Annotated in this window: 6 protein-coding genes and 1 pseudogene; 2 read left to right on the top strand and 5 right to left on the bottom strand. The window is 65.6% G+C overall.

The genetic code is table 11. From position 1 onward, the window contains the following. The 3 genes and pseudogenes from FL344_RS37265 to FL344_RS37255 all read right to left on the bottom strand — a co-directional run. Window positions 1–439: EamA family transporter (locus FL344_RS37265; protein ID WP_141621846.1), on the bottom strand; the 439-nt coding region annotated here is incomplete at its 3' end. A 124-nt stretch (window positions 440–563) separates the two neighbouring features. Then, window positions 564–716: pseudogene (locus FL344_RS37260) on the bottom strand (IS3 family transposase); the annotation flags it as partial. 134 nt (window positions 717–850) lie between these two features. After that, window positions 851–2,299, bottom strand: coding sequence for an FAD-binding protein (locus tag FL344_RS37255; protein ID WP_141589966.1), 1,449 nt, complete (start codon window positions 2,297–2,299; stop codon window positions 851–853). Window positions 2,300–3,105: 806 nt separating this feature from the next. On the opposite strand from FL344_RS37255, the gene FL344_RS37250 reads away from it, so the two are divergent. Then, window positions 3,106–4,851: a collagenase gene (locus FL344_RS37250; protein ID WP_228565647.1), complete on the top strand. Its 1,746-nt coding sequence runs from the start codon at window positions 3,106–3,108 to the stop codon at window positions 4,849–4,851. 454 nt (window positions 4,852–5,305) lie between these two features. On the opposite strand, the gene FL344_RS37245 is transcribed toward FL344_RS37250, so the two are convergent. After that, the gene (locus FL344_RS37245; RefSeq protein ID WP_228565646.1) at window positions 5,306–6,661 is read right to left on the bottom strand and encodes an SH3 domain-containing protein; all 1,356 of its coding nucleotides are present in this window, start codon (window positions 6,659–6,661) and stop codon (window positions 5,306–5,308) included. 962 nt (window positions 6,662–7,623) lie between these two features. On the opposite strand from FL344_RS37245, the gene FL344_RS37240 reads away from it, so the two are divergent. Then, window positions 7,624–8,142 (top strand): hypothetical protein, encoded by a 519-nt coding sequence (locus tag FL344_RS37240; RefSeq protein ID WP_141621844.1) that lies wholly within the window; start codon window positions 7,624–7,626, stop codon window positions 8,140–8,142. A gap of 203 nt (window positions 8,143–8,345) precedes the next feature. On the opposite strand, the gene FL344_RS37230 is transcribed toward FL344_RS37240, so the two are convergent. Further along, window positions 8,346–8,908: LysR substrate-binding domain-containing protein (locus FL344_RS37230; RefSeq protein ID WP_255508271.1), on the bottom strand; the 563-nt coding region annotated here is incomplete at its 5' end.

Below are 8,908 nucleotides of genomic sequence, written 5' to 3'. Positions count from 1 at the left end.
CCCCGGCGCCCGCCATGATGAAGGCGGCGGCGAGTGCTCCCGCGCGGCCCAGGTGCTCTCCGAACACGAGCAGCGCCAGGAGGATGGTGAAGGGACCCTCGAGGTTGAGGAGCAGGGAGGCAGCCACGCCAGACATGCGTTGCAGGCCCACCAACATCAGGACGGGCCCCAAGATGCCTCCACAGAGGATGACCCCCAAGAGCAAGGGGGCATCCTTTTGCGACAGGCGAGCTTCCCGTTCAATTGGGGCGTGCGGTCGTAGCTTGCGTAGCCAGCCGAGACCCGTCAGGCCCAAACCCCCACCGAGATAGAGGAGGGAGGCGAGCACCAGCGGCGTGCTGGAAGGAAGTAGCAGCTTGGCAATCGGGGTGCTCACCCCGAAGAGGGCAGCGGCAGACAGGCCCAAGGCCGCGCCAGCGACTCGTGGGGATAACGACACGGCACTCTCTCCTTGGTCCGCCCGGTACTCGGCGCTCTTGTTGCTATTGGCGATAGTGAAGTTGCCCGCAGTTCAACAAAGCGCTCCGGGCGTTCGCCATCAAGCCGCCGCCCGGTACTTCGTTTTCCGCATGGATGCGGGGGGCCCCGTACGTCTGACGGCTCATGCCATGAATGGCGCGGATGCGCTCGTTCAGCTGCGCGTCTGCCACGGACCGCTTCGAGGGCCGCCGCGTGCGTCAGGCATGGTCGCCGCTCTCGGAGACACCCAGCACTCTTCGCGGACCGGCCAGCACGGTGCAGCTCAACAATGCGTTGCCGGAATTCCGAGCCGTAGGGAGGACGTGTCTTCGGCACCGTGGGGTCCTTTTCGCACAGCGAGTGGGACCCCGCGAAACCGGGGCAATTTCAATCAGAAGATGCCCTGTCCAGGCGTGAGGATGCGGTCCGGGTCGTAGCGCCGCTTCGCGTGCTCGAACCGCTCCCAGGCTGGGTGGAAGTGGCGGCGCCAGTCGGCGGGGCTCAAGGGCAAGGCATCCACGGGATACATCTTCCCGCCGATGGCCGTGAGCCGGTCGAAGATGGCGCGGTTCTTCTGCAGGAGGGATGCGACGTTCTCCGGCGTCGGTGGAATGGCGGTGCGCAGCAGCGAGAAGAGGAAGACGTGTCTGTCGTTGGGGGTGCGTAGGAAGGGCGTGGTCAGCTCCGAGGAGCGGAAGGGGTAGAGGAGGATGGGCCCCTGCCCCATGTCGGCCTCGGTGGTCTGCGAGAGGACCTCCTGGACGAAGGACTCGGCGGACCGGGCGGGGACGAACATGTCCAGCCACGGATGGGGGAAGCCCCAGACGCCGAGTTGCTTGAGCAGTTCGACCAGAGGCGCGAGCCGGTTGGCGAAGTCGAAGTAGCTGCCGTCGCTCACCTGGAGCGTTCCCGGCTGGAAGCCCAGGCCCGCGAGCAGTCTCGCATCGTTCGGCTCCGAGCCCGGCGTGAAGTACTTCACCACCTCGAGCTGATACGCCCAGCCCCCGTTGGAGGCGACGGCGGAGCCCTCGACGTAGTCGAAGCGGCCGTCCTCGATGAGCCGCCGCTGGTCCTCCATGAAGCGGTGGAGGTCGTTGTACAGCGCGATGTACGTCCGAGCGCGGGGCGGCACTTCGACGAGCCGCACCCTCGCTCGCACGATGATGCCGAACTGGCCCAGGCCCGAGCGCACGGCGTCGAACAGGGGCCGCTCACGCCAGCGCGAGCACCGCACGAGCTCACCCCGACCCGTGACGACGTCCATTTCCAGGACGTTGTCCACCTGGAGGCCCCAGCGAAACGCCTGCCCGCCGATGCCCCCCGCAGACAGTGTCCCACCGACGCTCAGCTCGATGTAGTCGGTCAGCACCGGCGGGCTCTTGCCGTGGGGAAGCGAGGCCTGGAGCAGTTCGTGCCACCGGACGCCCGCATCCACCCAGGCGCTGTCCTCGCCAATCTCGTGGATGGTCGACAGCGTGGACATGTCGATGACGATGCCCGCCGCCACCTGGGACTGGCCGAAGGTGCTGTGGCTCTCACCGAGGCCCCGAGCGGCGGCGATCTTCACGCCCTGGCGCCGCGCGAAGCGGACCATGGCCACGATGTCCTTCACCGAGCCGGGAACGAGCACCGCCCACGGCGTGCGGTGGAGGATGTGACCGAAGTCCTCCGCGGCCGCGGTCCGCGACGCTGTGTCCATCCGCAACTCGCCATCGAGCGGCGGCAGGGGGACCGCGCCAGCCTCCAGCGTGGAGGCCCAGCTCCGGCTCATGGGATTGAATGCGACTGCCACCAACGCACCTTGGAGCAACGTCCTCCGGGAGACGGTTCGACTCGACATTCACTCCTCCTTCTGCGTCGGAGGATTTCTATCCCGAGGCCGCCCCCCCCAACAATTGCTCTCTCCCCTCGGGCTCCATCGCATGTGCGCAACGCGTCAGTCCCGAGCATGGGACGAACGGGAGCCGCCCTGCGCCGGGCTTCCAGAAGTTCTGGGCGTGGGCTCGGTGGCGGAGTTGGTGCGGTTCGTGGACGGGTTGGGCCAGGGGTGAGCCCGTGCTGTGTAGGCCCTAGGTCCAATATCCATGAACTGACAAGCAGCGTAGAAGTGGCAGTGCTGACGTGACTCCGGGCCTTCCTCACCACCAACCCAGGGCCACTTCGTATGAAAGACATATCCAGATCGCTTCTTGCCCTCTGCTTGGTTCTGGCAGTCATTGGCTGCCATGGGCAGCCCTAGTCAACTTGTTCACGGGTAGGGAGAGTGCTCATCCGGTCGACCAGCGTTTTCGCGAACGGTGGACTGGCCATCCGTCGTGTGAACCCCTTGCGCCGGTGCTCCAGGGAGTCAATTCCTTGTGCGTCTTGTCGTTTCTGAAGGTCCACCTCACGGAGAGGTGTAGGGATTCAAAGTCAGTAAATGCAATTCGTTGAAGCAGTATGTCGCTCACTGCAGTGCCACTTGGAGCCGCGGACACCGCGGGCCCGGGGCAATGCCGTAGTCGAGGAGCAAACCGCATGCGCCGTCTCGTCAATGATTGGTCTTGCTGTAGACTGGTACTCGTAGCTTGTCTTTCCCTTGTCGCCGCGGGCGCGGATGCCCGTCCCCAAGGCCCCCCGCCCGTGGGGGCCTCGCGGCTCCATGGCGTGGAACACATCCACAAGCGCATCACCGCCGACGAGCGCACTCCGAACGTGGATCCGGCGCTGCTGCGCCAGCCCCCCGCCCCAGCCGCGCAGCTGCAGACGCTGCTGGCCTGTAATACGGGTGCATTTGCATCGGCGAGCGGGAACGCGCTCGTCACGCTGGTGAAGGGATCCGCGTTCGAGTGTCTCTACGCGCTCTTCGATGTTTCCGGCGCCCTCGCCGGTCAGATATTCAACGAGGGCAAGATGAACACGGTTGCCACCGCGCTCACCACCAACGCCTTGACATACCCAGGGAACAACAACACCCAGACGCTCCAGCTCATCCTGTTCCTGCGCGCAGGCTACTACGTGCACTACTACTACCCGCAGTCGGTGGGCAATTACGGCGAATTGCTGCGCGTCTCCACCCGCCTGGCCATGACCACCTTCATCGCCAACCTCCATTTCATGGACACCACGGATGCCCATGGCGAGGTGCTGCTGGAGTTCGTCACCCTCATCGACAACGCGGAAGAGTATGCCCAGCACCTGGGCACCTTCAAGCGCCTCCTGGATGGCTTCAACAACAACGCCCTGGCCTCCCCGCCGATGCGTGAAGCCGCCAACAGAGTCTTCGTGAACCTGTACCGAGGCAGTTTCAACAGCGCCTTCATAGCGGCCGCGCAGTTGGACTCGTCCATCATCGACTCGCTGGACAACTTCGGCGTGCGCAATGATCACCTGCTGGGCACCAGCCTCCAGTTTCTCACCATCAATGCGGCGCGAGAGATGTCCCGCTTCCTCAAGTACCCCGGGACCCTTCAGAACAAGGCGCGTCCCAAGGTGAAGGCGCTCCTCACCAACCACTCCATGGTGGGGCCCACCGCGGGCGTCTGGCTGGCTGCGGCGGAGTTCGTGGAGGCTTACGACGGCGCCAACTGTGCCTACTACGGCACCTGTAACTACCGGCGGGACGTGGAGCAAGCGTTGTTCCAGTTCACGCACACCTGCAGCGCGACGTTGCGGATGCGCGCCCAGGATATGACGGCCGCGCAGTTCACCCAGAGCTGCGACCAGCTCGCCCTCCAGGAGACCTACTTCCACGACACCCTGAAGACGAACCGTGTGCCTGTGGCCAACGACAACAACACGTCGCTGGAAATGGTCATCTTCGACAGCAGCAAGGACTACGAGATGTACGCTGGCGTGCTGTTCGGCATCAGCACCAACAACGGTGGAATCTACATGGAGGGAAATCCCGCCGCCCCGAACAATCAGGCTCGCTTCTTCGCCTATGAGGCGGAATGGGTGCGGCCCACCTTTGAAATCTGGAACCTGCGCCACGAGTACGTCCATTACCTCGACGGCCGCTTCAACCTGAAGGGCGACTTCGGCGAATCCTACTACTGGAGCACCACCTGGTGGTCAGAGGGGCTTGCCGAGTACATCTCCAAGAAGAGAGACAACGCCGCTGCGGTTCAAGTGGGCAGAAGCAAGAGCTACCAGCTCAGCCAGATCTTCCGGAACACCCTCGATAGCGGCTCAGAGCGCGTGTACTCGTGGGGCTATCTCGCCGCGCGTTTCATGTTCGAGCGGCACGCCAGTCAGGTGGACCTCTTTGCCGGCCATTTCCGCGCGGGTAACTATAATACGTATTACAATTCCCTTGGCGGTCTGGGTACTTCGTATGACGCGGAGTTCCACCAGTGGATCGACTGCGTCGCGACCGCGAGCAACCCGAGCACCTGCGCCAGTTCTCCCTGAGCCTCCCCTGAACGGCTCCGCCCCCCGGTGCTCGGCAACTGCCGCCACCGAGGGGCGCTCGCCATTGGTGACTGGCGTTATTTCAGCTTCGTTTGAGTCCGCTCAATGTTGCGCCAGGATGCGCATCCACCGCGGACGCGAGGACACTCTCACGCTTCAACGGGTCCGAAAATGGGGGCAGCCCCATACCTGCAGGCGCCTGACGGGGTGCAGGTGGTTTCCGCTGAGCAACTCCTGCGACGACCCCAAGTCAGCCCAGCAACTCGTCAATGCGCTGCGCGGGAAGTGAAGCGGAGACGGGAAGCCTCTGGCCTTCCTGGCCGCGCCGCTGGTGGCCAGTGACCTGGCTGCCGGAGCGGCGTGCCGGGATGGTGTCGCCCCGCGTGATGATGTCCGCGAGATGAGGCGTCCGCGCGGGCCGCGGTGAGGGACCCGACGCGCTCGGCGGTCGGGCCTATGGCTGCGTGACGTGCACGAGGCTCGTCATCGCGTCCACGTACAGGGTCGTGTCGTCGGCGTACAGCGGCAGCAGCGGGGTGACCGACACCTGGTTCAGCTTCGTCTTCCGGAGCTGCTGCGCGGCCGGATCCTTGAACACGGCGTACGGCACATCCTGGATGACGTAGGGCTCGCCATTCACGTGGCCAATGAGCATCAACACATGACCGGGAACGACGATGAGGTCGCCCACCTGCGCCTGGGCCAACGCGCGCAGCCGCTCGGTGTGTGAGTCCTGGGCCGTGAAGAGGCGGTGGTTCAGCGCCGCGCTCTTCCCTTGCATCCCGGAGTTGGGCGGCAGGAACAGCCCCATGCTGCGGTACACCTCGCTGGTCAGGCCGCTGCAGTCGCGCGCATTGAACTGGTGCCCCCAGCCGTAGCGCTCGCCGAGGAACTTGAACGCCTGGCGGAGGATGTTGGCACGTGTCAGCGGCAGATAGCCCGGCGCGGTGTCGGCGGTACGGCGCAGCAGCGCGCTCTGGAAGGCCAGCGTGCCGTCCTGCTCACGCACCGGAAGCAGCACCGGCCACGACGCATAGCTGCTGGCGCCGTTGACGGGCTCGCCGGGCGCCACGTCGGCCCGCGGTAGCGCGACCCCCATGTCGAGCTCGAGCTCGGACACCCCGGGTGCTTCCGGCGTGAAGACCGTGCGCACCTGGTCGCCCGTGACGACACGTCCGGGCGCCTTCGCCACGTAGGAGAACACCGTGTCCGCCGTGCCTTCCGCGACATCTCCGCGCCGGACCCATGCGGGCCCCTGCGTCGTCAGGACGAACAGCCATTGCTGGTCCGCGCTGTGGTGCGCGATGACGACCGGCTCGCCCGGGAACAGGATGCCGGCCTGAAGGCTCTCGTAGTCGCGCAGGTCCTCCGCCGCGAAGAATTGCCGCTCGGACGGGAGTGACCGCAGGGGCGTGCGCCGCACGCTGAGGCCGTAGCGCGCGGTGGATGCTTCGGGGATCTGCTCGGCCGCGGTGTTCTGGCGCAGTTCTTCGAGCATCGCCTCCGTCACCAGCCGGCCCTGTTCGTCGATGGCTGCCTGGATGGGCGTCTGCTGCGCATCCTTGACCCAGCCGGCGACTTGCGCCCGCGTCAGCGTGGCTGGGATGCGCTTCAAGTCGACGAGGCCGCCATCCGGACCGAAGGCGCGCATGCGCTTCGCCGCCACCTGGTCGGCATCGAGCAGCACCTCGTCGGGAGACGGCGCGCGGCGAATCCAGAACTCGGGCGACAGCATGTCTTCGCTGAACGCGGGCACCCCGGCCGGAGACACGGCGAGCGCGGACGGCGCGGCGCAGGCGGTGGTTCCCATCACCGCAAGCGAGAGAATCCGAATGCGCCAGGTGTGTGCGCCAGCCCGGCACGTCGTCGTACGTGGCTGAGTGGAGGGGGATGCCAGTCGGCTCATGTGTTCAACTCCAGGAGGGGAAGACGGCTCCATGTGACGGTGCGTGTGTGCGGGGGCGAGCAGGTCGTCCCTCTCGTGGCCGGTTGCTCACCCTCAAGCACAACGAACTCTCAACGCGAGCTATTTCGCATGCGCGCGGCGTTTCTTCGGGAGGCACCCCGGCCCCTGTGTCAGGGAACTTGTCGTCTCTGCGTGCGCGCCTCGCTCACTCGCATTGACGCAATGCCGAATGTGGCCGCGACGCACGCATGACGCTGCGACCGAGTTTTGGGTAGGCACAGGCGTCTGCGCGCCGGGACAATGACGGTGTACTCGTCGCGTGGGCTGGCCCCCAAAAAGAATGAGGCCGCGGCCGTGTAACTGGCAGCGCGCCACCAGTTCCCGCTTGTCGCCTGAAGGCGAGGGTGTGTGGCAGGGCAAGGGACGTCTTCGCGGCGAAGAGCAGGTGGGCCGCTGCCTGCCCATCGGCCGAGAGGAGATCCTCCGTCGTGCCGCTGACTCCGACAGCGAGGACTTCGGGGGTCTACGAGATGGAGTCCCCCGCTGTTGGCCGGTAGACGCCGATGATGTCCGGCAATCCCCATGGGCCGCCGAGGCCTTGTCCGCCCATGGGACTGCGGCGGTGAGTTCCTCCGCATTACCCTCTCGTCCTCTCACCGGATGAAGTCCGCCGTTTGGGAGGGGACGGTGCGGCGGGCTCTGACCAGAGTGAATACGCAGAGAATGGGGGCTCAGTGGCGTTTGGCGTCGTGCACCCAGGCGCGAGTCCTGTCTCGGAGGTTCTCCACCGGAGCGACTCGCCGGTGTCCCAGGCGCCAGCGCGAATCGAGGCTCGCCTCGATGTCTGCATGGGGTAGTCTGGCCGAATGAGCATCCTTGATGTGGTAGCGGCCATTAATCAAGTCGCTTCCGGCAATGGGCTTTCTCCTCTCACGGTGGGGCCTGCGTTCGGCATGAACGAAATCGAGGCCGTCGAAGCGAACCTGGGCGCCTGGCTCCCCATCGAACTCTTCGATTACTTGTCTCGCTTCGGCCGCGTCGATGCGTGGGGCGTCGCCGCTACGTTCGACCTCCAATCATTAGTTGCCGAGTCGCAATCGCTGACGCGAACGCTCACGTCATCGCCGAGGTTCCGCCCGCAGAAGTACCCGTTCCTGGCCCCCCTTCACTCGGGAGACGCGGTCGCCGTCATCGTGGGCACGACGGATGCGGCGTCGGTGGGCTATTCATTCGTTATCGCGAACAAGACACGCCGCGAGAACAGCGCGTTCTGGTTCTTCTGGCGCGACGAATACCAGTTTGAACACGTCGCCGACAACGTGGCCGATTGGCTCGACTCCTTCTTGGGTTACGCGCTCGCATACGCGACTCAACATTCGAAGTAGTCCTCGTCCCGGATGAAGTCTGCCCATGTGCGTGGGATTGGAGCGCCAGTCCGCCAGCGAGCGAGAGCGTCACGGACGTCCACACGCGCCAGCTCCGCCAGTCGGTTCCAATTCACCTGGAGCTTCTCGGTGAGCTGCGTGGGGTTGAAGAGGCACTCCATGGCCTCGCCGTGAGGACATTGCGTGGCGGGTTGGGTACTGCGTCAACCCGCCCTGGTCGCCAGCTCCCTGGCTGCCTCGACGAAGAGGCGCAGGGGCTTCGAGCGCTGTGCGCGGCTGGGGTAGTACAGGAAGAAGCCCGGCACGGTAGGTGCGTAGTCCTCCAGCACCCGCACGAGGCGTCCGGAATCCAGCTGCGCTTGGATGGCGGGCTCCAGGGCATACGCCAGCCCCAGCCCCTCGGCGGCGAGCGCCGCGCTGGTCAGCTCGTCGTTGGTGGCGACGCTGCCTTGCACTGGGACGCGCCACGTCTTGTTTCCGCGCTCCAGTTCCCAGGCATAGGGCGTTCCGGTCGTCTGGGAGCGGAGGACGATGCACTCATGCCGGCGGAGGTCCTCGGGGCGCTCCGGGTGGCCGTGCTTCTCGAGGTAGGCCGGTGCCCCTACCACCACGAAGCGGAAGGCGTCCGTCAGCCGGACCTGCACCATGTCGCGCTCGATGGTTTCGCTCAGGCGCACGCCGGCGTCGTAGCCCTCCGCGACGATATCGACGAGGCGCTGCTCGACGATGACGTCCACCTCCACGCGGGGGTGGCGGGCGCGGAAGG

Source organism: Myxococcus sp. AB036A, assembly GCF_006547355.1.
Lineage (GTDB): Bacteria > Myxococcota > Myxococcia > Myxococcales > Myxococcaceae > Myxococcus > Myxococcus virescens.
The sequence above is the reverse complement of the archived record's forward strand: the minus strand, read 5'-3'. Positions and strand labels throughout refer to the sequence as shown.

Bases quoted from the DNA above. Each gene is read 5' to 3' on its own strand.
- FL344_RS37245 (WP_228565646.1), bottom strand. From the start codon at position 6,661: ATGGGAACCACCGCCTGCGCCGCGCCGTCCGCGCTCGCCGTGTCTCCG.
- FL344_RS37255 (WP_141589966.1), bottom strand. From the start codon at position 2,299: ATGTCGAGTCGAACCGTCTCCCGGAGGACGTTGCTCCAAGGTGCGTTG.
- FL344_RS37240 (WP_141621844.1), top strand. From the start codon at position 7,624: ATGAGCATCCTTGATGTGGTAGCGGCCATTAATCAAGTCGCTTCCGGC.